We start from the raw sequence: 24,900 nt of genomic DNA, 5'->3' as shown, positions 1-24,900 counted from the left end.
GCCGACCGGGCCCCCGGCGGCCGGCCCCGCTCGAAGCGGGGGTGACCTCGCGTGAGCGGGGCGGCGGAGCCAGATCCCGGTGACGAGGCGGGGCCCCGGGCGTGACCGTCGTACTCAGCCGTGGGGCCCGTGGCACGTACGCGGTTGAGTACGGGCGCTCAGGTCTGTGACGGGGTCGCGGTCCGACGATGAGGGAGCTCCCCGCGACCGTAAGGAAAGGGCCCCGCATGCTCAGTCGCCTCGCCGCCGCAGTCGTCCCCGCCCTGGGGCGGCTGGCCGTTACGGCCGACATCCCACGGGTGCCCGATGGCGGCGCCGTGATCGTCGCCAACCACACCAGCCTCGCCGACCCCCTCGTGGTCCTCGCGGCCTTGCGTCGTATGGGCATTGAGCCCGTCGTGCTCTGCGCGGCAGGCCTCTGGCGCATTCCGGTGCTCGGCCGCGCTCTGACCCGCGAGGGGTACGTTCCCGTGCGCCGAGGGACCGCCAGGGCCGCCGAGGCCCTGGCCGGAGCGGAGGCCGCGCTGCGGGCCGGACGCTACGTCCTGGTCTACGGCGAAGGCTGCATCCCCGATCGCCCGGACTCGGCGGACGCACCGCCGCAGGCCTTCCGCAGCGGACCCGCCCGGCTGGCAGCAGCCGCCGGGGTACCGCTCGTCCCACTGGGCCAGGCCGGCGCCCGCCGCATCACCTCAGGCAGCGCTACCAAGCAGCTCGCCGGACTCCTGACCGCGCCGCTGCGCCGACCCCGCCTGCACGTCCACATCGGCGCGCCGCCGCGCCTGCCCGCGGACACGGCCTCCGCGACCCAGGTGGCTCGGCAGTCCGTGACGCACGCGTGGCGGACCGCAGCCGACCGGCGTGCGCCGCGGCACCCGCGGCCCGTCCGCTGAACACAGGTCGACGCGATCGACCGCCTGGCCGTCGGACCGCCCGGCCGCTGGACCGGCCCGGCCGCTGGCCGCCCGGCCGCCCCGCCGCTCGGACGTCCTGCCGCTCGAACGTCCCGTCCGAGGCGGGCACGGCGCCGGCGCTGTTCGGCACGGGCATGAACGGCCATACTCGGGGCGAGGGCAGCAGCGGCGGCGGAGAGGCCACGGCATGGGCGGCGACGAAGCGAGCCCGGTGCACGAGCTGTTCACCCTCGGCACGCTGATCCTTTCCGAGCCGAAGCGGTCCGTCCTGCGGCGCTATCGCGGCCCGAAGATGCAGGTGGCCGTCGAGGACGGCTCGGTCCTGGCGCACCTTCATGAGCGCGGGACGCTCGCGTACGTGCTCCAGGACCTCGCAGGCCGGCCCGTGCTGGGAGTCGACCTCGTCTCCCGAGGGGCCCTCGCCCGGCCGCGCTTCCGGCTGACCGACGGCGAGGGCCGCCCCATCGGCGAAGCCCACGCGCCGGGCCGGGTCAATCGCACACGACTGCTCGACATACGTACCGGGAGCGGCGCCCTGCGGCTCGCCCGTAACGCGGTGATGGGCAGGACCTGGTTCGTACAGGACCATCTCGACCGCCCGGTGGGCCGGGTCACGGTCTCGACGTGGCGCTCGCTGGACGGCCTTCAGCAGTACCGGGTCGAGCTGGACCGACGAGCCGGTGACGAGCAGCGGCGGCTCGTGGTGGCAGCGGCCGTATGTCTGCAGGTGATGCGGCGCTGGGCGACCGACCCCCAGGGCACGCCTGCCTGACGCGCCGTTACCGGATCGCGCGGAAAACAAACCGATTCACGCGTCTATCGCGAGGGCGTCGATCACTGCTACAAGGGTGACGCTTCAACAACTCCTGCCCCCACAACCCCACATGGAGCCAGTTGTCATGTATGCGTCCAGATTAAGATGGGTCCTCCCCGCGGTCCTCGCCATGGCCGCTGCCCTGGGCCTCGCCCAGCCGGCCTCCGCCGCCACGGCGGCAGGGGAGCGCTACGTCGCCGTCGGTGATTCCTACTCCTCCGGGGTGGGAGCCGGCAGCTACCTGTCCGACAGCGGCAGCTGTCAGCGCAGCAGCAAGGCCTATCCGTCCCTGTGGGCGGCGGCAAACGCCCCGGCCTCGTTCTCCTTCACCGCCTGTTCGGGAGCGACGACCAGTACGGTCAAGAACAGCCAGCTCACCCCGCTCGACAGCGCCACCACGCTCGTCAGCGTCACCGCCGGCGGCAACGACGTCGGGTTCGCGAACGTCATGCAGACCTGTGTCCTGCAGAGCGAGGCGACCTGCGTCAACGCGGTGAACAGCGCGATCTCGCAGGTCAACAACACCCTGCCCGGGAGCCTTTCGTCTCTCTACGGCGCCATCCGGAGCAAGGCCCCACAGGCCCACGTCGTCGTGCTCGGCTATCCGCGCTTCTATCAGCTCAACGGCAGCTGCATCGCCGGCCTGAGCGAGAACGAGCGGGCGGCGATCAACCGGGGCAGCGACGCCCTCAACGGCATGCTCGCCAAGCAGGCCGCCAACGCCGGATTCTCGTACTCCAGCGTCGTGGACGAGTTCACCGGCCACGAGATCTGCTCGGGCAACGCCTGGCTGCACAGCCTCACGGTGCCCGTCTCCAACAGCTACCACCCCACGGCCACGGGCCAGTCCGGCGGCTACCTGCCGGCCTTCCGCTCCGCCGCCTGACCTCCCGAGGCCTTCCTGGGTCGCATCCCGGGGTCTTCCGCGCCACGAAGTCGACGCGGGTAGACCTCGCCCGGCCCACCGCTCAGTACCGCCGCAAACTTCCGCTTCCATCCACCGCAGTCCGCACCAGGAGGAAAGCACATGAAGTCTCCGCAGGCCCCGTACAGCCCCGCGGCCGCCGACACGGCCGCACGCCGCACCCGAGGAACTGCGGTCCGCGCGATCCTCACCGCCCTCGCCCTCGTGCTCGGCGCCTTCCTCGCCCCCGGCGTGGGCGTGCTGAGCGGTGCGACCGACGCCCACGCCGCCACCAAGATCAGCCACGCCACGGCCACCTCGATGTTCCGCAGCTCCGGGATCACCTGGTCCTCGTCCGGCGGCTGCTCCGACCGGAACAACCCCACCTGCACCTCCTTCGAGCAGCTCAACCTCGCCACCGCCCAGGGCGCCCAGACACTCAAGAGCGCGAGCGGCTGCGCCCTGAACATCACCGGCGGCACCGAGACCGGCCACGCCGGTGGCACCTACTCGCACTGGAACGGCTACAAGCTCGACTTCAGCAAGTACACGTGCGTCGGGAACTACATCAAGAACACGTTCACCTACATCGGAGTGCGCGGTGACGGCGCTCCGCAGTGGAGGTCCGGCGCCGGCAACATCTACGCCGACGAGGGCAACCACTGGGATGTGACCTTCTACAACTGCGGCGGCTGCTGAACCGTCAGCGGCCGTGCGCAGCGGAGCGTCCGGGCAGTGCGCCCGGACGCTCCCACGGGGGATCGGGCCAGTGACGGGGCCGCCGGCGTCCCGCCGGTGAGCGCGTCCTTCGGGTGACCGGCCTCCACGCGCCGAACCCCTCCCATCCGTGAAGAAGCTGTGAACGCACGTGAGTTGTCGCGTGTGCGTCTGCAAGGCGCTCTTGTGTGCGACTGCGACGCGTCGGAATAGTGCGGCGGGTCATCCTCCGTACCCGGACCCCCCTCATCGTCCGGGCACGGCCCCCACAGGAGGTCAATTTGAAGCACCGTCGCATAACCAGGCGCAAGTCCGTCGTCGCGGGTGGCGCGGTCGCCGCGCTGGTCGCCGCGGGCGTCACGTTCCAGAGTGCGAACGCCAGCGACAGCACCGAGCAGCTCTCGGTCAAGACGCTGACCGCCCCGGCCGCCGGGACCCTCGCCCTCTCCCTCAAGGTGGACCTCGGGTCGGCCGAGGCGGGCACCTACTACGACGCCGACACCAAGGCGCTCGTCGTGAACGTGGTGTCCGAGGACGCCGCCCAGACCGTGCGCGAGGCGGGCGCCAAGCCCCGCATCGTCGAGAACACCCTGGCCGAACTGACCGGCGCGCGGGAGACCCTGACCGAGAAGGCCACCATCCCGGGCACGTCCTGGGCCACGGACCCGGTCACCAACAAGGTGATCGTCACGGCCGACCGTACCGTCTCGGGCGCCGAGCTCACGAAGCTGCAGCAGGTCGTGAAGGGCCTCGGCGGCAAGGCCGAACTCAAGCGCACCGCAGGCGAGTTCAAGCCCTTCATCTCGGGCGGCGACGCGATCCACTCCGGTGGGGGACGCTGCTCGCTCGGCTTCAACGTGGTGAAGGACGGCGAGCCGCACTTCATCACCGCCGGGCACTGCGGCCAGACGGGCAGCGAGTGGTCGGACTCGGCCGGCGGCGCCGCGATCGGCTCGATGGTCGACTCCCAGTTCCCCGGCAACGACTTCGCGCTGGTGAAGTACAGCGGCGACACCCCGCACCCGAGCGAGGTCAACCTCTACAACGGGAGCGCCCAGCCCATCACCAAGGCGGGCGACGCCACGGTCGGCATGCAGGTCCAGCGCAGCGGCTCGACCACCCAGGTCCACGACGGCGAGGTCACCGGCCTCGACGCGACGGTGAACTACGGCAACGGCGACATCGTCGAAGGCCTCATCCAGACGTCGGTCTGCGCCGAACCCGGTGACAGCGGCGGGTCGCTCTTCGCCGGTGACACGGCGATCGGGCTCACCTCGGGCGGCAGCGGCAACTGCTCCTCGGGCGGAGAGACGTTCTTCCAGCCCGTGACCGAGGCACTCTCGACCTACGGCGCCCAGATCGGCTGACGGCAGGGTCACAGACTGCGGCGGGGCCGCCTCCGAGGGAGGCGGCCCCGCCGTCGTGTTCGGAGCCTGGTGCGCGGAGACGTCAGTACGCGTGTCCCACATGCGCGAGGGCCTGCTTCAACAGCACCCCATGGCCACCCGGCATCTCGCCCTGCACGGCGGGAGAGGCCGCTTCCTGCGGGCTGAACCACACCAGATCCAGCGCGTCCTGGCGAGGGCGGCAGTCGCCCGCCACCGGCACGATGTACGCGAGAGACACCGCGTGCTGACGAGGGTCGTGGTACGGGGTGATGCCCGCGGTGGGGAAGTATTCGGCGACCGTGAAAGGCTGCAGGGAAGCGGGGACGCGGGGCAGGGCCACGGGTCCGAGGTCCTTCTCCAGATGGCGGAGCAGCGCGTCACGGACCCGCTCGTGGTGCATGACACGGCCGGAGACCAGCGTGCGGCTGATCGTCCCCTCCGCACCCATCCGCAGAAGCACTCCGATGCTGGTGACTTCCCCGCTGTCGTCCACGCGCACGGGTACGGCCTCGACATAAAGGATGGGCATCCGGGCCCTGGCGACGTCAAGCTCGTCCGTCGTCAGCCAGCCGGGCGTGGTCTCGGTCATGTCAGACATCGCTTGATCATACTTTCCAGGCCGGGTTTCGGCCCAGATCGCGTGTCTGCCAGCCGGGTGGGAATGTGGGCGGGCGGAATGAGGGGCCCCGTCGCCGAGCCATTCCACGAGCGGTGCGGCGCATCGGGGTTCGCGCTGTCGACGAGTCCGGCGTACGGCACAGGGCCCGGGCGGGGTTGCCCGCTGGAGCACCCCGTACGGTGACGTCTCAGGACACCACGTACGGCGCCCCGACGATCCAACCGCCGCGGACCGGCTCCGGCCACTCCTCGTCGGTCAGCCGGACCTCGTCGCCCTCGGCGACGGTGCCGGGGGAGGCAACCCAGCAGTCCAGCGCGAACGTCCCGTCGTACAGCCGGTGGATGTCGCGCAGCACGTCGTGGTTCCGCTCGCCGGTGTCGGGGTCGACCGTCGTCATGACGCAGCGGGACCGCAGCTTGAGGACACCGATGACGGCGTCGCCGATGCGCAGCGTACGGCCGGGCCAGTCGCGTTCGGCGAGGCCGGGAACGCCGCCGATCACCAGGTTGGACCGCAGCCGGCGCGGGTCGTGACCGAGGGCCTGGGCGGCTCCGTCGGTGATGACGGTCAGGTTGAGGACGTCGAACCTCTCCCGTCCGGTGTAGTGCACCGCCTCCGCGTCGGGGCCGGCCGCGTCCCGGATCAGGGCCGCCGCCTCCGGGCTGTCCCACGGACGCCCGTCGACGAGCACGCTGCCGTCCTCCGCCGTCGTCGCCGACAGGCCGAGCAGCCGGGAGCGCACCCGGGCCGTCAGCAGGCCGCGGGAGTCCCGCACATGGACGTGCCGGTCACCGGTCAGGCCGTTGTCGGTGAGCTCGACGCTCTTCAGCTGCTCCCCGCGCATGGACTTGACGGGGAATCTCCGGATTTCTCGAAGGTGCACGTGAATCTCTCTCGGGTCCCGGACCGGCGCTGTCAGGAGGAGCAGACGGACAAGGACGGCGAACCGAACCCTCCGCTTCGAGGCGGCGCGCGTCGAACGTGTCGCGCCCGCAGTCATTCTCGTACCGTCCGGCCACCGATCTCCAGTACCTCCCGGGTCACCCGTGGCCGACTTCCTGCCATGCGCCCGAATCCGCGACATCAGGTCGGGTGACCTACATCACGTCGAGCCGGTCGCGTTTCCCGTTATCCGGTGTCCGCACCGGCATCTCCCATGTGCCGACATCTTCAACAGGCAGGACGGACAGCGTGAATCAGGGCATAGGTACGGAGCAGGGCCACGATACGGAGCTGGTCAGGGCGGCGCAGTACGGCGACCCCTGGGCACGGGACCGCATGGTCGCCACCCATCTGCCCCTGGTCTACAACATCGTCGGGCGCGCGCTGAACGGACACCACGACGTCGACGCCCTCGCACGGGAGACGATGCTCCGGGCCCTCGACGGTCTGGGCGCCCTCCGGGACCTGGACGCCTTCCGCCCCTGGCTCGTGGCCATCGCCGTCGACGGCGTCCGCAGGCACATGCAGCAGTCCCAGCTCCTCGGCGACACCGCTGGACTCCCCGTCGTCGGCCCGGACTTCGCCGACGTGACCGTGGGACGGCTGCACCTGACCGGACAGCAGCGCGAGGCGGCGGAGGCGGCCCGCTGGATCGAGCCGGAGGACGCCGACCTGCTGGCGCTGTGGTGGCTGGAGTGCGTGGGAGAACTGAGCCGGTACGAGGTCGCGGCGGCCCTGCAATGGTCCGTCGAGAACACTGCCGCACGGGTGGAGGGGATGCGGGCGCGGCTCGATGCCGCCCGGGTCGTCGTGGGCGCGCTCGCGACGAACCCGCTCTGCCCGGCCCTGGGGTACGAGGCGGGGACCTGGGACGGCCGCCCCTCCGCCGCCTGGCGTGAGTACCTGGCCCGGCACGCCGCCGGCTGCGTGCACTGCGCCGCCCGCTGGCGCGGCCTCGTGCCGACGGAGGCGCTGCTGGCCGGACTCCCGCTGGTGCCGCCGCCGAACCAGCTTCTCGCGGACGTCCGCGAGCACATCGGCTGGGGGCTGGCGGCGGCTGCGGCCTCGGCGACGACGGCTTATGCGGCGGTGGCGTACGAATCTCCGGTGCCGCACACGGGGACGGACGGAGGGGACAGCCACGAGCAGACCGAGCAGATCGAGCAGGCCGATCAGACCGAACTCATCGGCCATGTCGACCTGACGCGACCGTACGCACCGGGCGAGCCGCAGGAAACGTCCTCGGCGGCGTGGGCAGGGCCTGGTCCCCGGGCCTCCCGGAACGCGCGCCGGCGCCGCCGGCAGGAGCGCGAACGCAGCCGGCGCAAGGTCGCCGTCACCGCGGGGATGGCGGTCGTGGCTCTCACCGGCGGGTCCTTCTACCTGAGCGGAGGGCGCGGGGGAGACGGGGAGCTCCTCGAAGCGAACCGCGCGGCGGCCCCGGCTCCGGACCTGCCTTTCGCGCAGGAGCCGAACGGCCTCACCCCGACCCCCTCGACGGCCTCGGCATCGGCCTCCGCCTCTGCCTCGACGTCGGCGACGCCCAGCGCCAAGGCCACCACCGCCTCGCCCCGTCCGACCCGTACCGCCTCGTCCGCACCCACGAGGACGGCCGACCCCCGCACCTCGGCGCCCAAGCCCAAGACCACGCGCCCCGGCAACGGGACCGGCGACGACTCGGGCACCGGGACCGGTGCGGGCAGGCAGGGAGACTCCGGCTCGGGCTCGGCAGCCGACCAGGTGATCAGCCTGGTCAACGCCGAGCGCGCCAAGGCGGGATGCGGCCCGCTCTCGGCGAACGCGACCCTGACCAGGGCGGCGCAGGGCCACTCCGAAGACATGGCCGCGCGCGACTTCTTCGACCACACCAACCCCGACGGCGCCGGGCCCGGCGAGCGCGTCACGGCCGCCGGATACCCCTGGTCGACGTACGGCGAGAACATCGCCATGGGCCAGAGCACCCCGGAGCAGGTCATGGAGGGGTGGATGAACAGCCCGGGCCACCGCGCGAACATCCTCAACTGCGACTTCAAGGAGATCGGAATCGGCGTCCACTCCGAAGGCGGCCCCTACTGGACCCAGGTGTTCGGCGCCCGCCGAGGCTGACGTCGTCGGGCGGCGAGCGGCTGTCAGTGGGCGATGCGAGGATGTCGGGGCGAGGACGTGGACAGGTTTCGAGCGGTCGGAGGCGACATGGCCAAGGAATTCCAAGTGACGTACGACTGCGCCGATCCGGGCGCGCAGGCGGCGTTCTGGGCCGAGGCGCTGGGCTATCGCCTCGCCCCGCCCCCGGAGGGCTTCCCCGACTGGACGGCCGCGCTGACGGCATGGGGTGTGCCGCCTGAGCACCACAACGACCGCTCGGCCATCACGGATCCGGACGGCAAGGGCCCGCGGGTGTTCTTCCAGAAGGTCCCGGAGGGAAAGACGGTGAAGAACCGCCTGCACCTGGACGTACGCGCAGCACCGGGCCTGACCGGCCAGGACCGCATGGCCGCGCTGGAGGTGGAGGCCACCAGGCTGGAGGCGCTGGGCGCGAAGCGCCTGCAGCGGCTCGAGCCGAATGACATGGACGAGGGGATCATCGTGATGGCCGACCCGGAGGGGAACGAGTTCTGCCTGGACTGAGGGCAGGGCGCCGGCCTTGGACGGCCGGATTCCTGATCGGGTGGTCAAACGAACCCGACTGCCGGTTCCGCCCTGGGTGACCTGCTCCGCCGCGTGCACACACGGCGAGCTCCACCAAGGGCGGTTCCGGCGGTTAAGTGCAGATGTCACATACGCCAGGACGACGCTCCCGGCCCGCCAGGACAGCGCTCACATCGTCACGGCCCTGCTGACCGCCGCCGTCATGGACCCCGAAGCCGCCCGGCCGAACATCTGGCCCTTGAACGCGTTCTCGTCGCCGGCGAAGTCGGCTACCGGTCGATGGACCGGTTCGAACGACCCGACGGGGAGCCACGGCCAGTCGGCTCCGAACCTGCGAGGCGAACCTTCCGGCAATGGCCGGATCTCGCGGCCGTCCGTACTCGCATGAGCGACGAGCAGGCGGACGCCTGGGGTGGGTTGCGCGGAGAGACCGCCACGGGTGGGCCGGTCGGCGCAGCCGACGGCCGACACGGCTGGGAGCCCCGAGGCGTGAGTGGCGCCGACGCTGCCGCGCCACGCATCCCGCCCGCCCGGCGCCGAGTTGCGCCTGAGCGGATCTTCCCCGGTCGCGTGCGTCACGCCCTCGCCGCGCCCGTGTCTGGATGTCGTCGGTCCCCGGGATAAACACCGTGCCGAGCAAGATCACTGCATCTGGGGAACCGCACTGTCTGCCAGGGCGAGTCGGGCTTACCGGACGTTATTGTTCCCCGTGATCGGGACGGATTCCCCGTTTGATCCTCTTCCTCCCCATCCTCCTCATTCCTCTCCGTCTTCCTGCTTTTCACCGGTTGGCGCGTGCGCACGCCGATCATCGCCTCGCGAAGGAGCGCTCCCCCGATGACTGTCGAGACCAGCCCGGAAGCGCAAGTGGAGCCGCCCCGGCCCTCCAGTCTGAGTACCGCGGCTGCCCGTAACCTCGCCACCACGACCAAGTCCGCCCCGCAGATGCAGGAGATCACCTCCCGCTGGCTCCTGCGGATGCTCCCCTGGGTGGAGACCAAGGGCGGCGCCTACCGGGTCAACCGCCGGCTCAGCTACACCGTCGGTGACGGACGCATCGAGTTCGTCCAAGACGGCACCGACGTCCAGGTGATCCCCCGCGAACTCGGTGAACTGGCCCTGCTGCGCGGCTTCGACGACGTCGACGTACTGACCGCGCTCGCCGGCCGGTGCGTGCAGCGCGACTTCCGGGCCGGTGAGGTGCTCGTCGAGCGCGGAACCCCCGCCGAGCACATCCACCTGATCGCCCGCGGCCGCGTCACCCAGAGCGCCGTCGGCAAGTACGGCGACGAGGTCGCCGTGGCCGTCCTCGCCGACGGCGACCGGTTCGGAGACCACGCTCTCCTCGACGGCGGCGGCACCTGGGACAGCACCGCCGTCGCGGCCACCGCGGGCACGCTGCTCAGCCTGTCCCGGCGCGACTTCGACGCCGTCGTGTCCGCGGCACCGCACCTCCAGGCCCACATCCAGCAGTTCAGCGCGCTGCCCCACCAGCGGCAGAACAAGCACGGCGAGGCCGAGATCGCCATGTCGGCCGGCCACGTCGGCGAAGCCCGGCTCCCCGGCGCCTTCGTCGACTACGAGCTCAAGCCCCGCGAGTACGAACTGTCCGTCGCCCAGACCGTTCTACGGGTCCACACCAGGGTCTCCGACCTCTTCAACGGGCCGATGAACCAGGCGCAGGAACAGCTGAGGCTCACCATCGAGGCACTGCGCGAGCGCCAGGAACACGAGTTGATCAACAACCCGGAGTTCGGCCTGCTTCCCAACGCCGACTTCAAGCAGCGCATCCAGACGCACTCCGGACCGCCCACCCCGGACGACCTCGACGAGCTGCTCTGCCGCCGCCGCAGCACCAAGCTCTTCCTGGCCCACCCCAGGACGATCGCCGCGATCGGGCGTGAGCTCAACGCCTGCGGGCTGTACCCGGACACCGTCGAACTCCACGGGGAGCGAGTCCTCGCCTGGCGCGGGGTCCCGATCCTGCCCTGCAACAAGATCCCCATCAACAAGGACAACACCAGCTCGATCCTCGCCATGCGAACCGGTGAGGACAATCAGGGCGTCATCGGCCTCCACCAGACCCGCCTGCCCGAGGAGTACGAACCCGGGCTTTCGGTCCGCTTCATGGGCATCAGCGAGCAGGCGATCACCTCGTACCTGGTCACCACGTACTACTCCGCCGCCATCCTGGTGCCCAACGCGCTCGGCGTGCTGGAGAACGTACAGATCGCCCGCAGGCGCGACTAGGGCACGTACGGCGGATCATGGCCGGGGCCAAGGTCGAGGCCAAGGCCAGGGCTGGGGCCGGCGCCAGGTCGACGACGCCTGGCGCACGGCACCTCGCCGCGACGCCACTGCGCCCGAACAGCTCGGCTGCCGAGGGGCTCCGGCGCCGTACCACAGGCCGGCGCAGTCGCCGCTCGCCGTCCGACGCGGGCCCGAGCCCACGCCCGAGCGTGAGGTCCGAGCCCGAGCCCTGAGCCTGATCCACAAAACACCCCTGGACGACCGTCCTGCGACCGCGCGCCCGGACCCACCCGAGCGGGGCGCGCCCGGAACCAGGGACAGCCCACCCACCTCACCAAGGAGCTACGGATGCCCGATCCTGGGCTTTCCCCTCTGCAGTCGAGCCTGCCCACCGCCGCGGCCCACTTCGGGGCCCACCTCCTGGCCTCCGCCGTCACGTCCGCACCTCCCGCCGACACCCCGCCCACGGCGGCGGACACGCCGACCGCCCCCGGCACCCTGCCCGCTCTCCCAGGCCCGCCCGCCCCGCTCACCCTGTCGCTCCCCACCGCAGCGCCAGACGCCGCGGCCGTCACTGAAGCGGCCGCCGAAGCGGCCCCCGCGGCCTCTGCCGTCGGCGTCCCGAACGCCGCCGCCGTGACCGAGGCGGCCCCCGCCCTGGAGCGCGTCCTCCGTGGCCCCAGCGGCCTGGGCACGGCGGGCCTGCACCTCACCCTGCGCGACGAGACGCCCCTGCCGGTGCCGGACGCCCCGGTCGAGGGCACGCCCATCCCCGGCCTCTACTACCACCCGGTGGCCGAGCCCGACCCCGTACGGGTCGAGGAAGTCAGCCGCAGGATCAAGTCGTGGGCGGTGGACGAGGTCCAGGCTGTCCCGGAGGAGTGGGAGGACCAGTTCGACGGCTTCTCCGTCGGCCGCTACATGGTCGCCTGCCACCCGGACGCGCCCACCATCGACCATCTGATGCTCGCCACACGGCTCATGGTCGCCGAGAACGCCGTCGACGACTGCTACTGCGAGGACCACGGCGGCTCACCCATCGGCCTGGGCGGCCGGCTGCTGCTCGCGCACACCGCCCTCGATCCGGTGCACACCACCAAGGAGTACGAAGGGGCCTGGGCCGAGTCGCTCCACGCGGACGCGCCCCGGCGCGCCTACCGCTCCGCCATGGAGTACTTCCTCCAGCAGGCCACGGCCTCGCAGGCGGACCGGTTCCGGCACGACATGGCCCGCCTCCACATGGGGTACCTCGCCGAGGCCGCCTGGGCGGAGACCGATCACATCCCCGAGGTGTGGGAGTACCTGGCGATGCGCCAGTTCAACAACTTCCGCCCCTGCCCCACCATCACCGACACCGTCGGCGGCTACGAGCTCCCCGCGGACCTGCACGCCCAGCCCGCCATGCAACGGGTCATCGCGCTCGCCGGGAACGCGACCACGATCGTCAACGACCTCTACTCCTACACCAAGGAGCTCGCCAGCCCCGGCCGGCACCTGAACCTGCCCGTGGTGATCGCCGAACGCGAGAACCGCTCCGAACGCGACGCCTACCTCAAGGCCGTCGAGGTCCACAACGACCTCATGCACGCCTTCGAAGCGGAAGCCGCCGCTCTGGCCGCCGCCTGCCCCGCCCCGGACGTCCTCCGCTTCCTGCGCGGCGTGGCCGTGTGGGTCGACGGCAACCACTACTGGCACCAGACCAACACCTACCGCTACAGCCTGCCCGATTTCTGGTAAATACGAAGGAACCATCCATGACCACCGAACTCACCACCACTTCTGCCGCCTCCACCACCTCTCCGTTCGTCCCCAACCCGGCGTCCCCCTATCAGGGCGACATCGCCCGATACTGGGACCACGAGGCCCGCCCCGTGAACCTCCGCCTCGGCGACGTCGACGGGCTCTACCACCACCACTACGGCATCGGCGACATCGACCACGCCGCCCTTGGCGACCCCGCCGACAGCGCCTACGAGAAGAAGCTGATCGCCGAGCTCCACCGCCTGGAGTCGGCACAGACCGACATCCTCCTGGACCACCTCGGCGCCATCGAGGGCGACGACACCCTCGTGGACGCCGGCTGCGGTCGCGGCGGCTCCCTGGTCATGGCCCACCAGCGGTTCGGCTGCAAGGTCGAAGGCGTGACCCTCTCCGCCAAGCAGGCCGATTTCGCCAACAACCGCGCCCATGAGCTCGGCATCGGCGACCACGTCCGTGCCCGGGTGTGCAACATGCTCGACATGCCCTTCGAGACCGGGCAGGCCGCGGCATCGTGGAACAACGAGTCGAGCATGTACGTCGATCTGCACGACCTGTTCGCCGAGCACTCCCGCATCCTGGAGGTCGGGGGCCGCTACGTCACGATCACCGGCTGCTGGAACCCGCGGTACGGTCAGCCCTCGAAGTGGGTCTCCCAGATCAACGCACACTTCGAGTGCAACATCCACTCGCGCCGCGAATACCTGCGCGCCATGGCCGACAACCGCCTCGTCCCGCAGGCGGTCATCGACCTGACGCCGGAGACCCTGCCGTACTGGGAGCTGCGGGCCACGTCCTCGCTCGTCACCGGCATCGAGGAGGCGTTCATCAACTCGTACAAGGACGGCTCCTTCCAGTACGTCCTCATCGCCGCCGACCGCGTCTGACCCTCCACCGCCCCGAAGGGGACGGGCCCGCCGCCGACGCGGACCCGGCCCCTTCGGGCACCGAACCACCGTCCATCCGTCGGCGATCAGCTGCGCGACGGGGCTTCCCTGACCGGAGAGTCCATGTCCTGACGTGCCGTGACCCGTGTCCCCGGATGGGCGAGTGAACACACGAAGGCGACAGCCAGTGCGATCGCCATCCCGTAGAAGACCCACTGGTTCGCCTCGGCGAAGTCCATGCGGATCGCGTCGCCCGCACCCTGAAGTGCCTGGGCGACCGGCCCGTCGCCTGACGGGCCCTTTCCGTCGGGGTGTCCGGTGACCGCCTCCCCGACCTGACGGGCCGTCGATTCGGCTTCGGTCGGCGGCAGCCCGCGCTGCTCCAGCGTCGTGGTGATCCGGCTGGTCGTGACGTGCGTCAGGACCGTACCGAACACGGCCATGCCGATGGCGGCCGAGTAGTTGCGGATGGTCTGCGTGATTCCGGTGACCTCGCCGTACGAGGCGTTGATGGAGCGGTTGACCGCGTCGGTGGAGGCGGGGGCGAGGAGGAAGCCGATGCCCGCGCCGGCCATGGCGGCGTACGGCCACTGGTCGTGGATCGACAGGTCGGTCATCTCCTGCGCCCAGAGGTAGAACCCGACCGCGCCGAGCGCACAGCCGATCTTCATCGCCGGCCGGGCGCCGCGCTTGTCCAGGATCTTGCCGCCCCACTGCGACGCGATTCCGAAGCCGATGAAGAAGTACAGCAGGAACAGCGCGGCCTGGTTCGGCGAGGCGCTCAGCGACACCTGCGCGTACACGGACGCGAAGAAGAAGACCGGCACGAACGCGAGCATGGCGAAGAACAGCACCAGGCTGTCGATGGTGAAGGCACGGTCGCGGAAGACGTCGAAATTGATCAGCGGATGGGTGGTGCGCCGCTCGTAGCCGTAGAAGACCACCAGGATCGCCAGGCCGCCGACGATGCAGGCCCACGTCGCCACGCTGCTCCAGCCCCAGGCCGCGGCCTGCTGGAAGCCCAGCACGCTCAGGGCCATACCTGCCGCGACCAGCACGGCACCGACCATATCGAGCCGTTCCGCCCGGCGCTTTTCGGGGATCCGGGCCATCACGGTGAGCACGATCGCGACGACGGCGACGGGCACGTTCACCCAGAAGATCGCCCGCCAGGTCCATTGGGTCAGCCAGCCGCCCAGCAGAGGTCCGACCGCGGTCAGGGCGCCCGACAGGCCGAAGAACAGGGCGAGGGCCCGGCCGCGCCGGTCGACGGGGAAGACGGCGATGACGATGGCCAGCGCCGCCGGGAACATGAGCGCGGCGCCCAGACCCTGTGTGGTGCGGAAGACGATGAGCCAGGTCTGCGCGAAGCCGCCGGACGGGACACAGCCGCAGAGCACCGAGGAGATGACGAAGACGAGCGTGCCGATCAACATCATCCGGCGGTGGCCGAGGAGATCGGACAGGCGTCCGCCGAGCGCGAAGAACGCGGCGAGGGAGAGCAGATAGGCGTTGACCACCCACTGCATGCCGGAGGCGGAGAGTCCGAGTTCGTCGGTGATGCTCGGCGCCGCGATCGACACGATGGTCTGATCGATGAACGTCATGGACACCGCGAACAGCATCGCCGTGAGAGCGAGTGTCTGGCGGGGTGCCCCTTCGCCGGTGGCGCGGGCCGTCTCGGGGGGTGGGGGAGTACCTGCCATGTACGGATGATGTCCCCGGCCCGCCCCCGACGCATCCGGGCTCACGTCCCGCCACCCCCGCGGTGCCGGCCCGGCCCCGGGCCTGATCAGCGCCGCACCACTCCGACTCCCGCGAAGTGCCCCAGCAGCCGGCGTACGCTCACGGCCCGTGCACGGCCCGCAAGGGGAGACATGGCCCGTTCGCCCGAGCGGGTGACGGGGCAGGGGTGTGCGGTGGCACGTCCGGCAGCCGGGCCGCGCCCTGGTTCAGAGGCCGAAGTCCTCAGGGGTGGCGGCCAGCTCACGGAAGTACGCGCGCGGATCGGCCACCAGCTTGCGCGCATGCAGATCCAGCAGGCCGCCCACGCCGGTCACCTCGGCGGCCACGGTGCCGTCCACCTTGCGGATCGTCTGCTCGATACGGAAGGTCTTGCCCTCGCCCCAGACGAAGTCGCACGTCACCTCCACCTCGTCGCCGGCACGCAACTCCCTCAGGTAGCGAACCGTCACCTCCAGGGCCACCGGCCCCACACCCTTCTCCAGCAGATCCGACTGCCGGATCCCGCTCTTCTGCAGGAGCGACCAGCGGGCGTGCTCCGCGTACTGGAGGTAGACGGCCTGGTTCAGATGGCCCTGGGTATCGGTCTCGTACCCGCGTACGACGACGGCTACCGAAAACGGCTCTGCCACGGTGTTCCTCTCGACGTCCCCAGGCAACCGCCTGGTGGCACGCGGCATTTTACGAAGGGGGATCGCGGGGCGCCCACAGCGCCCCATGCCGCGCGCCGCGCCCCGCGTCGCACGGCTTGCCGGGGCGAGCCGTCGGGAGTCAGAGGATGTGGATGCGCTCGAGGGCTCCCTCGGTGTCACGGATCATCAGTTCGTTGCCCTTGGCGCGCTCGCTCTCGACGAACCCCAGGAGCAGGATGGCGCGGTTGATGACGTCAGCCTTGCTGACCCCGCCGGCGGTGGAGAGTTCGGACACGGCGGTCACGGCGGGCGGGCAGAGGGTCACGGAGAGACGCTCGCTGTCGGGGTGGGAGGGAAGCTGGTTCACGGTGGTGATCCTTTCGGGTCAAGTGGTGCTGCTGCACCATCATGATACGTATCTGGTGCAGAAGCGCACCGGAATTCCACCGACCTTGCGCACGGCGGCGGAGGAAACTCGCCAAAGAGGCAGCACGGCACTCCACGGACCGAGGGGGAAGAGAGGAGAATTTGCCGTATGACACAGCAGGTTCAGGGCGTGGTGGCCCTCGGCAGGAACGAGCCGGTACGGGTGGAGACGGTGCTGGTGCCGGATCCGGGGCCGGGTGAGGCAGTGGTGAAGGTGCAGGCCTGCGGGGTCTGCCACACGGATCTGCACTACAAGCAGGGCGGTATCAGCGACGACTTCCCGTTCCTCCTCGGCCATGAGGCCGCCGGTGTCGTCGAGTCGGTCGGCGACGGCGTCACCGACGTCTCGCCCGGTGACTTCGTCGTCCTGAACTGGCGTGCGGTGTGCGGACGTTGCCGCGCATGCCTGCGAGGACGCCCCTGGTACTGCTTCGACACACACAACGCACAGCAGAAGATGACCCTGGCGGATGGCACGGAACTCTCACCCGCACTCGGAATCGGTGCGTTCGCGGAGAAGACCCTGGTCGCCGCCGGGCAGTGCACCAAGGTCGATCCGGCGGTGTCGCCCGCGGTGGCGGGTCTGCTCGGCTGCGGAGTCATGGCGGGCATCGGCGCCGCGATGAACACCGGCGGCGTGGGCCGGGGAGACACCGTGGCGGTCATCGGTTGCGGGGGCGTCGGGGACGCGGCGATCGTCGGCTCACGGCTGGCCGGCGCGTCCCGGATCATCGCCGTCGACATCGACGACCGCAAGCTCGGGACGGCGAAGAAGATGGGCGCCACCCACACCGTCAACTCCCGCACGTCCGATCCGGTCGAATCGATCCGCGAGCTGACCGGCGGCTTCGGCGCGGACGTCGTCATCGAAGCGGTCGGCCGCCCCGAGACGTACAAGCAGGCCTTCTACGCCCGTGACCTCGCGGGGACCGTCGTGCTCGTCGGCGTACCCACCCCGGACATGAAGCTCGAACTGCCGCTGCTCGACGTCTTCGGCCGCGGAGGCGCTCTGAAGTCGTCCTGGTACGGAGACTGCCTGCCCTCGCGCGACTTCCCGATGCTGATCGACCTGCACCAGCAGGGCCGTATCGACCTCGGCGCCTTCGTGACGGAGACGATCGGGCTCGGCGACGTCGAGAAGGCCTTCGCCCGGATGCACGAAGGCGACGTCCTGCGCTCGGTGGTGATGCTGTGAGCGGCGCTCACCCCGTCACCTGAGACGTCGCGCGACACCGGCGCACGGAGGCGACGGGAAGGCCTCCCCGTGAACGTCACGGGGAGGCCTTCCCGCTGATCGCGCGATGTCACGGACGTACCGTCACGGACGTACCGCTGACGGACGTACCGTCAGTTCGCGTTCACCAGGTCGTGCGCCGGCACCGTCACGGTCCGCTTGCCCGGCTTGCCGCCGAGTACGACCTTCCGCAGGGCGCTGTTGTTGGCGGTGTTGGTCTCCTTAAGCCGGTTCTCCGGGTTGGCCAGCACCTGGATGTAGTACGTGCCGTTGGGCAGGTTGGTGATGTCGAAGGACTGGCCCGGCAGGTCCTGGGTGTAGGTGTCGCCGGAGCCGACGTCCAGCACCTCGCGGACGGAGATGGAGTTCTCCTGGCCGCAGGCGGTGGCCAGATCGGTGTTGTACGGGTGCCAGTTGGCGTTCTTCACCGTGTAGTCGACCGCGTCGGTGTTGGCCAGGCAGAAGGCCTCCTTGCCGCTGCGCACGGTCTCCTTCTGGTCCGCCTTCAGCAGCCGGTAGCTGGCGAAGTCGGTGAAGTGCCAGTGCACGTGGCCCGGACGCGGGTCCCATTCCATGGTGCCGGTCGGGGTGTAGCCGACCTGCTTGCCCTGGGCGTCGTAGAAGTACTGGTAGGCGTCCATCTTGGCCTTGCCGGGCGAGCGGAATCCGTCCACCACGAGCTGCGCCGGGCCTGCGTTCCAGACATTGGCGCTGAAGGCCAGGTAGTCCTTGCCGGGGACGTCCTCCCCGCCGTCGCTGATGGTGATGCCGTAGGCCGGCAGCGACCGCAGGTCGGGCTTGGGGACGTCCGGGACGGAAGGCTTTCCGGTGGGCCGCTTGGACATCGGCCCCAGGGCGGGCGCCTTGCGCGAACCGTCGGTCTGGCCTCCGGTGTCACCGACGGCCGTCGAACGCGCCGCCTGCTGCTTCTTGAGCGCCCACGGCAGGGCGGGCGGGGCGGCCTTGAGCGGGCCGTGACCCACGTTGTACGAAGGTCCCGCGCCGCTCGTCACCGCAGCGCCGGCCTGGGCGGGCGTCGGGGCGTGACCCGGCCCGTGACCGGCGTGTGCGGCACCGGCGGCCGGCGGTGCCTGGTGGGAGGCGCCGTGCCCGGCGTGCTCACCGGGCTTCGCCGTGCGAGCCGCGGCGCCCCGGCCTTCCTCGTAACTGCGCTCCTCCACGGTCACCTTCACCGTGGCGGGCTTGTTCACGATGCCGAACAGGTCGCGGTACTTCTTGGCGACCGAGACCTTGGCGGTGTAGGCACCGGCGGCCAGCTTGACCGGCTCGGTGTACGAGCCCGCGTAGGTGTTGGCGGCCCAGCCCTTCTCCACGCCCCAGACGGAACCGAGGGTGAAGGGGTTGGTCGGGCAGCTCTCCGGATACTTCGAGGTGGCGGGCGCGTCGGGCCGTACGCGGCCACTGGCGTTGTTCGGGCAGAAGCTCTCGGCGCGGCTGAGGACCTTCTTGCCGGCCTTGTCGGTGATGGTGATCTCCGCGAAGCCCGGCAGCCCGGAGAAGTCCTTCACGGTGCCGGCGGGCAGCGCCTTGGTCTTGGCCTTGCCGCCCTCGTACACGGTCTGGGCGATGGTCACCGGGTCCTTGTAGGACTTCCGGGTCACCTTCAGCTCCAGCGGCGTCCCCTCCGCGGTGAGGTAGGTGCCGAGATCCAGATAGACGCCCGGCTCCTCCTTCCAGGAGGTGAGCGTGATGGAATTGCTCGCCGCGATGAGGCTCAGGCTGGGCCCCGTCGCGGCCTTCGCCGACTCCGACGTGGTGGCCACGAATCCGGCCGTCACGGCCATGACAGCGATGGCCGTGGTGCCCGCGAGCAGCGGACGCCGCAGCCGGGTGGTACGCGTTCTGGTCATCGTTCCCTCGTCCTCCGGGATGCTGTGTGAGAAGGCAGCAGACAGCGGGCGACACGGCTCGACGACACCGAGCCGCCTGCCCGCGTGGTGAGAGGAACGGACGGGGGGCTCGGTTGTCCGCAGGGTCGAAAACGCTGTGAGGTTGGCCGGATTGGGCCGTTGCGGAGGAAAACGGGCCGTTGTCATGGGTACACCTCACCGGGTGACAACCCTTCTGATAAGGGATCCGAGACCGCTCCACGAACGACCGGTCTGCGGGGCCGGCGGTGGCCGATGACCGCGCCCCGGTCATCGGCCACCGGGCTTGCCCGGTCCATGGGCAAGCCCTGCCGTGTGACCTCAGAAGAAGGTCCTGAAGCGGGTGGAGTCGCTGCGCAGGGGCAGTGCGTGGGCTGCTTCGAAGGGCCGGGTCGTGCTGTCGCGGCCGGAGTAGAGCGCGGAGCCGGTGGGGCCGACGGCGTAGATGTCGGCCACGCCCTGGCTGTTCGTGCCCGCCGGGATGACGTGGGTGTACTTCTGCCAGCCGCCGCCGATCTTGCGGCGGGCGGTGAAGGTGCCGTCGCCCTTGCCCAGGTAGAGCCACAGGGTGCCGGAGGTGTCGCGGGCGAGGAGGTCGCCGCCGGAGGCGCCCGCGATGTTGCCCGGGGCGGTGAGGAGGTTGTAGACGCCCCAGCCCCCACCGATCCTCTTGCGGGCCTTGAAGGGGGACGTGGCGTTGCCGGTGGAGGCGTAGAACCACAGGACGCCGGAGGTGTCGGTGGCGAGGAGGTCGCCGCGGCCGTCGCCGTTCAGGTCGGACCCGCCGGTGATCTTGTTGTAGATGTTCCAGCCGCCGCCGATCTTCGTGCGGGCCAGGAGCTTCTGCCTGTCGCTCTGGTGGAGCCAGAGCACACCGTCGCGGTCCCGGCCGACGACGTCGTGCGCGACCGAACCCGCCACGTTCCCGGGGGAGGCCATCAGCGTGTACGTGTTCCAGCCGGTGCCCAGCACGTCCGGCTTCGGGTCGCGGACGACCGGCGGGCAGTTCTCCTCATTGCAGTCGGGGTCGTTGCCCATGGCGCGCAGCTGACTGAGGTCGTACGCGGAGAGGTTGCCCGAGCTGTCGCGGACGAGCGCGTCCGCGTGGGCGTTGTCGGTGAAGTCGCGCGGCGCGGTGCCACGGTCCACCGTGGTCGTGCCGGTCTTCACGGCGGCGGGGCCCACCCCGGACGCCGGGATGGCGGTCATCTTCCAGGTGTACGCGCCGTTGTAGGCACCGATCGCCTTGTTGAGATAGCCGTCCCAGTCGATGAAGGTGTCGTAGTAGCTCCAGAGCGACACCGTGCGGCCGGTTGCCACGTGGGTCAGGTCCAGCGCGACGCCGTTGTCCGTCTGGCTGGTCTCCCAGGTCACGTCCTCGTCGGAGCCGTCGAAGCGGTACACGCTCGGGATGTTCACCCGATCGAGGACCATCTCCAGGGGGCTCTGCCCGTCCCCGATCATGGGGGCCACCGGGGTGCCGCTCGCGTCGAGCGAGACACGGAAGACGCCTCGGCCCTGCGCGAAGGTGCCACCGGACACCAGGAGTGTGCCGTCGCCGACCGGGGCCATCTGACCCGCGGAGTCGAGGAGCGGGACCTCGCGGCCGTCCTTCAGCGACTTGAGGACGAGCGGCCTGCTCGGGTACGTGACCCCGTCGACGACGACCGTGCCGGGGCGGGTGAACGCCAGCCAGTCGCCGCCCAGGGCGACCTGAGCCTTGTACGGGACGGTCTCGGCCTGCTTGGTCTTCCGGTCCACGATCGTGGTCCGGCCCTGTTCCGACTCCCAGAGCACGCGGTCGGGCGTGACCTGCGCGAAGTCGCTGTGGCGGCCGAGTTCGTACGTCTCGACGGTGGCGGCCGTGGCCACGTCGACCAGAGCGAGACGGAAGTCGAAGTCCGGCGCCGCCGTCTCCATGGCGACCGTGCCGGGCGTGGAGCCGTAGAACTTCCAGGGGACTCCGGCGGGCAGCCCGGTCACCTTGCGGTCGACGACCTCGCCGCCGGGCGCCCTGCTGACGAGGTGGAGCTCCTTGGTGGCCGTGTCGACCATCACGAGCGTCGAGCCGTTGACCTCGTGCAGCTTGTAGGGGACGTCGATGACGACCGGGTCGCCGCCCTTGGCCATGTCGTGGACGGTATGGCGGATTCCTTCGCTCGCCACGACGACATCGGCTCCGGCGGCGCCTCGATAGGTGACTGCGGCGCTCTTCGGGAACGTGGTGCCAAAGCCGTCCGCGTACCGCGTCCAGACGACGTCGTCCGTCCGGAGGGCGAGGAACCCGTGGGGCCCGGCGGTCGCGACGTCGCCGCTGGGGAACGGGAAGACCGCGTCGCGGGCGCCCTGCTGGGCGACCGCGGCCGCACCGGCGGGAGCTGCCGTCGCGGCGGTGGCCGGGCCGGCGAGCGTGCCGGCGGTCGTGACGGCCAGGACGACGGCGATCGCGGCGGTCAGCCGGGGCCGGGGTGTGCGGACGCGGGCGAGTGGCATGGGGTGGAGTCTCCTCGGGGAAGGTCGTGTGGGTGCGGCGGAGAACGCCGCACCCACACGACACATGAGAAGAGCGAACGGTTGTACGGGAGCTTGCCTGGGGTGGCGGGGGCCGACCGGCGTGACCGGCGATGACTCCCGCTGTGCCGGGCGGCCTCACGAGGTGTCCGTCGTCGTCACGCCATGTGGTGGTGAAGCCTGTCAGTGGCCGGGACTACTCTGCCGTCCATGAAGATCGAATTGCTTCTCGCGGACCTGGACAGCGACGATGCCGCGCGTGTCGAAGCCGCCGTCGAACAGTTGGCGGCGCAGCCCGACAGGGTGGTGCCGGAGCTGCTCCGCAGCGTGGCCGGCGTGCAGCGGACCGTTGATCTCAAGCCGGTCGTACGGGCGTTGCGGCACATCGGCCCTCCGGCCTTCGACAGGGTGCTGGCGGCCTCGCGGCGCAAGGAGCTGACGGGCTGGCAGGCGCACCGGCTCCTCGGAGCGTTCGACGAACGGTGCGCCGACCAGTACGCGGCCCTGGCCGCCGATCCTGACCACAAGGAGTCGAGCAACGGTTTTGAAGGGCTCGTCAGGCTGCGGGCGGACTCGGAGGCCGGACTGACGGCCCTCGTGGGCTGTTTCGCCCGAGGCCGCCGGATCCCCTTCGAGGCATCCGACTACGCCCGCCTGTTGCACGACTCCTTCCGGGAACGACTGCGCGCCCTGCGCCGCGACCTGTCGGCGGCCCCGACGATCCGGCGGGGCGCGATGGCGGCGCTTGTCGCGGGCGGCGGCGTCGACGCGCTCGACGACCGCGACCGCGCGGCGATACAGCGGCTGATACGGGTGAAGATCCCGCACGAGACTCCTAGGCTCCCGGATGCGACCCTCAGCGGCTGGTGGATGGCCGTACCGGGCGCGACCTACGAAGGGGTTTTCGAGGCCCTGGGCCTGCACGACCGGGAGCCTGTCACCGTCAGCGCCGGTGTCGAGGCGTCGGAGACCAGGGAAATTCCCGTACCCGGGCCGGACGGCGCCGGCCGCACGGTGGGGCGGGCCTTCATCACCCCGGAACTGAACGGCTGGCGCCTGATCTTCGGCCAGTTCGACCTGCTCGTCGGCGACCCCGGGGACGGGATGTTCGAGACGGTGGAGCGGCTCAGCCTCCACTGCGGCCAGGCCCAGTTCTTCTTCCTGGACGACGCCGGTGGCTCCGACGTGTGGCTGGTGGCCCAGGACGGCCGGATGATCCGTCAGTACGTCGCCGAGGGCGAGCCCGAGTGGGAGGGCGACCCGCTGCCGTGGGAGACCGCCGCGGTCGACCACCCGGACGACCACGCCCCTTCCCATGCGGGAACCATGGGCGCCCGGTCTGCCTGTCGGTACCTCTCGGTCGACCCCGGCGAGGTCGGACCGGAGACCGACATGCGCGGCCACGGCTGGCTGGCCCTCACCGAGCCGGGCGTGGGCCACGGTGCGTTCCCCGGCACACTCCGCATCTGAGGCGCACGCCCGGCGGCTCGCTCGTGGAGGTAGCTGGTGGAGACGCCGGCCTTCAAGGGGCGATCACTGCGACGCGCCGGGGGCCCGGGTGTCGCGGGAGGCGCTCGGGACGGCTGCTTCCGTGGCCGTGGGGTCGTCGACGCGGACGGACAGCCGGTCGGCGACCGTGGTGAGCGCCGCGCCGAGCGGGAGCGCGACACGCGTGACGGCCAGGCGGTCACCGCGTGTGGGGTCCCGGTTGACGATCAGGACCGGGGTGCCGGCCTGGGCCGCCTGGCGGACGAACCGGAGTCCGGACATCACGGTCAGCGAGGAGCCGAGGACGAGGACCGAAGCCGCCGCCCGGACGAGCGAGCGGCAGTGCTCGACCCGCTGCGGCGGAACGGCCTCGCCGAAGAACACCACGTCCGGCTTGAGGACGCCGCCGCAGACCGTGCACGGCACCACGCGGAAGTCGCCCACCTGATGGTCGGTGAGGTCGGCGTCGCCGTCCGGGTTGAGGCCGGCCGCCACGGGTGCGAAGCCCGGGTTGGCCTCCTCCAGGCGACGCGCGAGGTCGTACCGCGCACTGAACGTGCCGCAGGACAGGCAGACCACCCGGTCCAGGCTCCCGTGCAGCTCCACGACGCCCTCGCTGCCGGCAGCCTGGTGCAGGCCGTCGACGTTCTGTGTGATCACGCCCGAGAGCAGCCCCTGCCGCGCGAACGCGGCCACCGCCCGGTGCCCGGCGTTCGGCCCGGCACGGCGGAAGGTGCGCCAGCCGAGGTGGCTGCGCGCCCAGTACCGCCGTCGCGCCTGTGCGCTGCCGGTGAAGTCCTGGTACGTCATCGGGGTGTGCCGGCTGAGGCTGCCGCCCTCGCCCCGGTAGTCCGGGATGCCCGACTCCGTGGAGATGCCCGCGCCACTGATGACCAGGACGCCGCCGGAGGCCAGCGCGGCGGCGACCGGTCCCAGATCCATGGTGGCCGGGGGCAGGTCCTCCTCGGGGTGCCAGCTCAGAGTGGGACGCATGCGCATGCCGCCAGGGTACGGAAGACACGCGCCTTGGGGCGGGCCCATCCGTGCGTCAGACTCCGCTCACCCTCGCCCTCACCGTCGCCCTTGCCGGCGCCACGGCAGGCGCCGAAGGCCGTGCCCGAGGAGGCGAGAGACG

Annotated in this window: 20 protein-coding genes; 12 read left to right on the top strand and 8 right to left on the bottom strand. The window is 70.8% G+C overall.

Annotation, left to right across the window (positions count from 1 at the left end; translation table 11 throughout):
* Positions 1-227: 227 nt before the first annotated feature.
* From ACFY8U_RS09370 to ACFY8U_RS09350, 5 genes are all read left to right on the top strand, one after another.
* The gene (locus ACFY8U_RS09370) at positions 228-893 is read left to right on the top strand and encodes a lysophospholipid acyltransferase family protein (protein ID WP_389567775.1); all 666 of its coding nucleotides are present in this window, start codon (positions 228-230) and stop codon (positions 891-893) included.
* A 208-nt stretch (positions 894-1,101) separates the two neighbouring features.
* The gene (locus ACFY8U_RS09365) at positions 1,102-1,686 is read left to right on the top strand and encodes a hypothetical protein (protein ID WP_389567773.1); all 585 of its coding nucleotides are present in this window, start codon (positions 1,102-1,104) and stop codon (positions 1,684-1,686) included.
* Between the two features lie 127 nt (positions 1,687-1,813).
* Positions 1,814-2,614 (top strand): SGNH/GDSL hydrolase family protein, encoded by an 801-nt coding sequence (locus tag ACFY8U_RS09360; RefSeq protein WP_389568302.1) that lies wholly within the window; start codon positions 1,814-1,816, stop codon positions 2,612-2,614.
* 141 nt (positions 2,615-2,755) lie between these two features.
* A complete protein-coding gene (locus ACFY8U_RS09355; protein WP_389567771.1) occupies positions 2,756-3,331 on the top strand; it encodes a hypothetical protein in 576 nt (191 codons plus the stop codon).
* 299 nt (positions 3,332-3,630) lie between these two features.
* Positions 3,631-4,716, top strand: coding sequence for a S1 family peptidase (locus ACFY8U_RS09350; protein WP_389567769.1), 1,086 nt, complete (start codon positions 3,631-3,633; stop codon positions 4,714-4,716).
* Positions 4,717-4,798: 82 nt separating this feature from the next.
* On the opposite strand, the gene ACFY8U_RS09345 is transcribed toward ACFY8U_RS09350, so the two are convergent.
* Complete coding sequence (locus tag ACFY8U_RS09345) at positions 4,799-5,335, bottom strand: NUDIX hydrolase family protein (RefSeq protein WP_361434291.1); 537 nt, start codon at positions 5,333-5,335, stop codon at positions 4,799-4,801.
* Positions 5,336-5,543: 208 nt separating this feature from the next.
* The gene (locus tag ACFY8U_RS09340; RefSeq protein WP_389567767.1) at positions 5,544-6,356 is read right to left on the bottom strand and encodes an MOSC domain-containing protein; all 813 of its coding nucleotides are present in this window, start codon (positions 6,354-6,356) and stop codon (positions 5,544-5,546) included.
* A 191-nt stretch (positions 6,357-6,547) separates the two neighbouring features.
* Between ACFY8U_RS09340 and ACFY8U_RS09335 the strand changes: the two genes are divergently transcribed.
* The 5 genes from ACFY8U_RS09335 to ACFY8U_RS09315 all read left to right on the top strand — a co-directional run bounded on the left by ACFY8U_RS09335 (position 6,548) and on the right by ACFY8U_RS09315 (position 13,842).
* The gene (locus ACFY8U_RS09335; protein WP_389567766.1) at positions 6,548-8,404 is read left to right on the top strand and encodes a CAP domain-containing protein; all 1,857 of its coding nucleotides are present in this window, start codon (positions 6,548-6,550) and stop codon (positions 8,402-8,404) included.
* An 87-nt stretch (positions 8,405-8,491) separates the two neighbouring features.
* The gene (locus tag ACFY8U_RS09330) at positions 8,492-8,926 is read left to right on the top strand and encodes a VOC family protein (RefSeq protein ID WP_389567764.1); all 435 of its coding nucleotides are present in this window, start codon (positions 8,492-8,494) and stop codon (positions 8,924-8,926) included.
* Positions 8,927-9,784: 858 nt separating this feature from the next.
* Entirely contained in the window at positions 9,785-11,197 is a 1,413-nt protein-coding gene (locus ACFY8U_RS09325; RefSeq protein ID WP_389567761.1) for a family 2B encapsulin nanocompartment shell protein, read from the top strand.
* A gap of 348 nt (positions 11,198-11,545) precedes the next feature.
* On the top strand, positions 11,546-12,934 hold the full coding sequence (locus ACFY8U_RS09320) for a family 2 encapsulin nanocompartment cargo protein terpene cyclase (RefSeq protein ID WP_389567758.1): 1,389 nt from the start codon (positions 11,546-11,548) through the stop codon (positions 12,932-12,934).
* A gap of 17 nt (positions 12,935-12,951) precedes the next feature.
* Positions 12,952-13,842, top strand: coding sequence for a geranyl diphosphate 2-C-methyltransferase (locus tag ACFY8U_RS09315; protein ID WP_389567756.1), 891 nt, complete (start codon positions 12,952-12,954; stop codon positions 13,840-13,842).
* Between the two features lie 86 nt (positions 13,843-13,928).
* Here ACFY8U_RS09315 and ACFY8U_RS09310 read toward each other — a convergent pair whose 3' ends face one another.
* From ACFY8U_RS09310 to ACFY8U_RS09300, 3 genes are all read right to left on the bottom strand, one after another.
* Positions 13,929-15,548: an MFS transporter gene (locus ACFY8U_RS09310; protein WP_389567753.1), complete on the bottom strand. Its 1,620-nt coding sequence runs from the start codon at positions 15,546-15,548 to the stop codon at positions 13,929-13,931.
* A 246-nt stretch (positions 15,549-15,794) separates the two neighbouring features.
* A complete protein-coding gene (locus ACFY8U_RS09305; protein WP_389567750.1) occupies positions 15,795-16,217 on the bottom strand; it encodes an acyl-CoA thioesterase in 423 nt (140 codons plus the stop codon).
* A gap of 139 nt (positions 16,218-16,356) precedes the next feature.
* Complete coding sequence (locus tag ACFY8U_RS09300) at positions 16,357-16,584, bottom strand: hypothetical protein (RefSeq protein WP_389567747.1); 228 nt, start codon at positions 16,582-16,584, stop codon at positions 16,357-16,359.
* 168 nt (positions 16,585-16,752) lie between these two features.
* Here ACFY8U_RS09300 and ACFY8U_RS09295 point away from each other — a divergent pair, with 168 nt between their 5' ends.
* On the top strand, positions 16,753-17,838 hold the full coding sequence (locus ACFY8U_RS09295) for an S-(hydroxymethyl)mycothiol dehydrogenase (RefSeq protein ID WP_361434301.1): 1,086 nt from the start codon (positions 16,753-16,755) through the stop codon (positions 17,836-17,838).
* Between the two features lie 152 nt (positions 17,839-17,990).
* On the opposite strand, the gene ACFY8U_RS09290 is transcribed toward ACFY8U_RS09295, so the two are convergent.
* Together ACFY8U_RS09290 and ACFY8U_RS09285 are read right to left on the bottom strand one after the other, a co-directional pair.
* On the bottom strand, positions 17,991-19,748 hold the full coding sequence (locus ACFY8U_RS09290; protein WP_389567743.1) for a lysyl oxidase family protein: 1,758 nt from the start codon (positions 19,746-19,748) through the stop codon (positions 17,991-17,993).
* Between the two features lie 339 nt (positions 19,749-20,087).
* Positions 20,088-22,259 (bottom strand): hypothetical protein, encoded by a 2,172-nt coding sequence (locus ACFY8U_RS09285; RefSeq protein WP_389567741.1) that lies wholly within the window; start codon positions 22,257-22,259, stop codon positions 20,088-20,090.
* 228 nt (positions 22,260-22,487) lie between these two features.
* Here ACFY8U_RS09285 and ACFY8U_RS09280 point away from each other — a divergent pair, with 228 nt between their 5' ends.
* Positions 22,488-23,747: a hypothetical protein gene (locus tag ACFY8U_RS09280; protein ID WP_389567738.1), complete on the top strand. Its 1,260-nt coding sequence runs from the start codon at positions 22,488-22,490 to the stop codon at positions 23,745-23,747.
* A gap of 63 nt (positions 23,748-23,810) precedes the next feature.
* On the opposite strand, the gene ACFY8U_RS09275 is transcribed toward ACFY8U_RS09280, so the two are convergent.
* On the bottom strand, positions 23,811-24,764 hold the full coding sequence (locus tag ACFY8U_RS09275) for an NAD-dependent protein deacetylase (protein ID WP_389567735.1): 954 nt from the start codon (positions 24,762-24,764) through the stop codon (positions 23,811-23,813).
* Positions 24,765-24,900: the final 136 nt, after the last annotated feature.

The sequence above is a fragment of the Streptomyces sp. NPDC012508 genome, from assembly GCF_042902595.1.
Taxonomy (GTDB): Bacteria; Actinomycetota; Actinomycetes; order Streptomycetales; family Streptomycetaceae; genus Streptomyces.
The sequence above is the reverse complement of the archived record's forward strand: the minus strand, read 5'-3'. Positions and strand labels throughout refer to the sequence as shown.

Bases quoted from the DNA above. Each gene is read 5' to 3' on its own strand.
- ACFY8U_RS09295 (WP_361434301.1), top strand. From the start codon at position 16,753: ATGACACAGCAGGTTCAGGGCGTGGTGGCCCTCGGCAGGAACGAGCCG.
- ACFY8U_RS09285 (WP_389567741.1), bottom strand. From the start codon at position 22,259: ATGCCACTCGCCCGCGTCCGCACACCCCGGCCCCGGCTGACCGCCGCG.
- ACFY8U_RS09325 (WP_389567761.1), top strand. From the start codon at position 9,785: ATGACTGTCGAGACCAGCCCGGAAGCGCAAGTGGAGCCGCCCCGGCCC.
- ACFY8U_RS09320 (WP_389567758.1), top strand. From the start codon at position 11,546: ATGCCCGATCCTGGGCTTTCCCCTCTGCAGTCGAGCCTGCCCACCGCC.
- ACFY8U_RS09345 (WP_361434291.1), bottom strand. From the start codon at position 5,335: ATGTCTGACATGACCGAGACCACGCCCGGCTGGCTGACGACGGACGAG.
- ACFY8U_RS09330 (WP_389567764.1), top strand. From the start codon at position 8,492: ATGGCCAAGGAATTCCAAGTGACGTACGACTGCGCCGATCCGGGCGCG.
- ACFY8U_RS09280 (WP_389567738.1), top strand. From the start codon at position 22,488: ATGAAGATCGAATTGCTTCTCGCGGACCTGGACAGCGACGATGCCGCG.
- ACFY8U_RS09315 (WP_389567756.1), top strand. From the start codon at position 12,952: ATGACCACCGAACTCACCACCACTTCTGCCGCCTCCACCACCTCTCCG.
- ACFY8U_RS09275 (WP_389567735.1), bottom strand. From the start codon at position 24,764: ATGCGCATGCGTCCCACTCTGAGCTGGCACCCCGAGGAGGACCTGCCC.
- ACFY8U_RS09355 (WP_389567771.1), top strand. From the start codon at position 2,756: ATGAAGTCTCCGCAGGCCCCGTACAGCCCCGCGGCCGCCGACACGGCC.
- ACFY8U_RS09310 (WP_389567753.1), bottom strand. From the start codon at position 15,548: ATGGCAGGTACTCCCCCACCCCCCGAGACGGCCCGCGCCACCGGCGAA.
- ACFY8U_RS09370 (WP_389567775.1), top strand. From the start codon at position 228: ATGCTCAGTCGCCTCGCCGCCGCAGTCGTCCCCGCCCTGGGGCGGCTG.
- ACFY8U_RS09360 (WP_389568302.1), top strand. From the start codon at position 1,814: ATGTATGCGTCCAGATTAAGATGGGTCCTCCCCGCGGTCCTCGCCATG.
- ACFY8U_RS09340 (WP_389567767.1), bottom strand. From the start codon at position 6,356: ATGACTGCGGGCGCGACACGTTCGACGCGCGCCGCCTCGAAGCGGAGG.
- ACFY8U_RS09365 (WP_389567773.1), top strand. From the start codon at position 1,102: ATGGGCGGCGACGAAGCGAGCCCGGTGCACGAGCTGTTCACCCTCGGC.
- ACFY8U_RS09290 (WP_389567743.1), bottom strand. From the start codon at position 19,748: ATGACCAGAACGCGTACCACCCGGCTGCGGCGTCCGCTGCTCGCGGGC.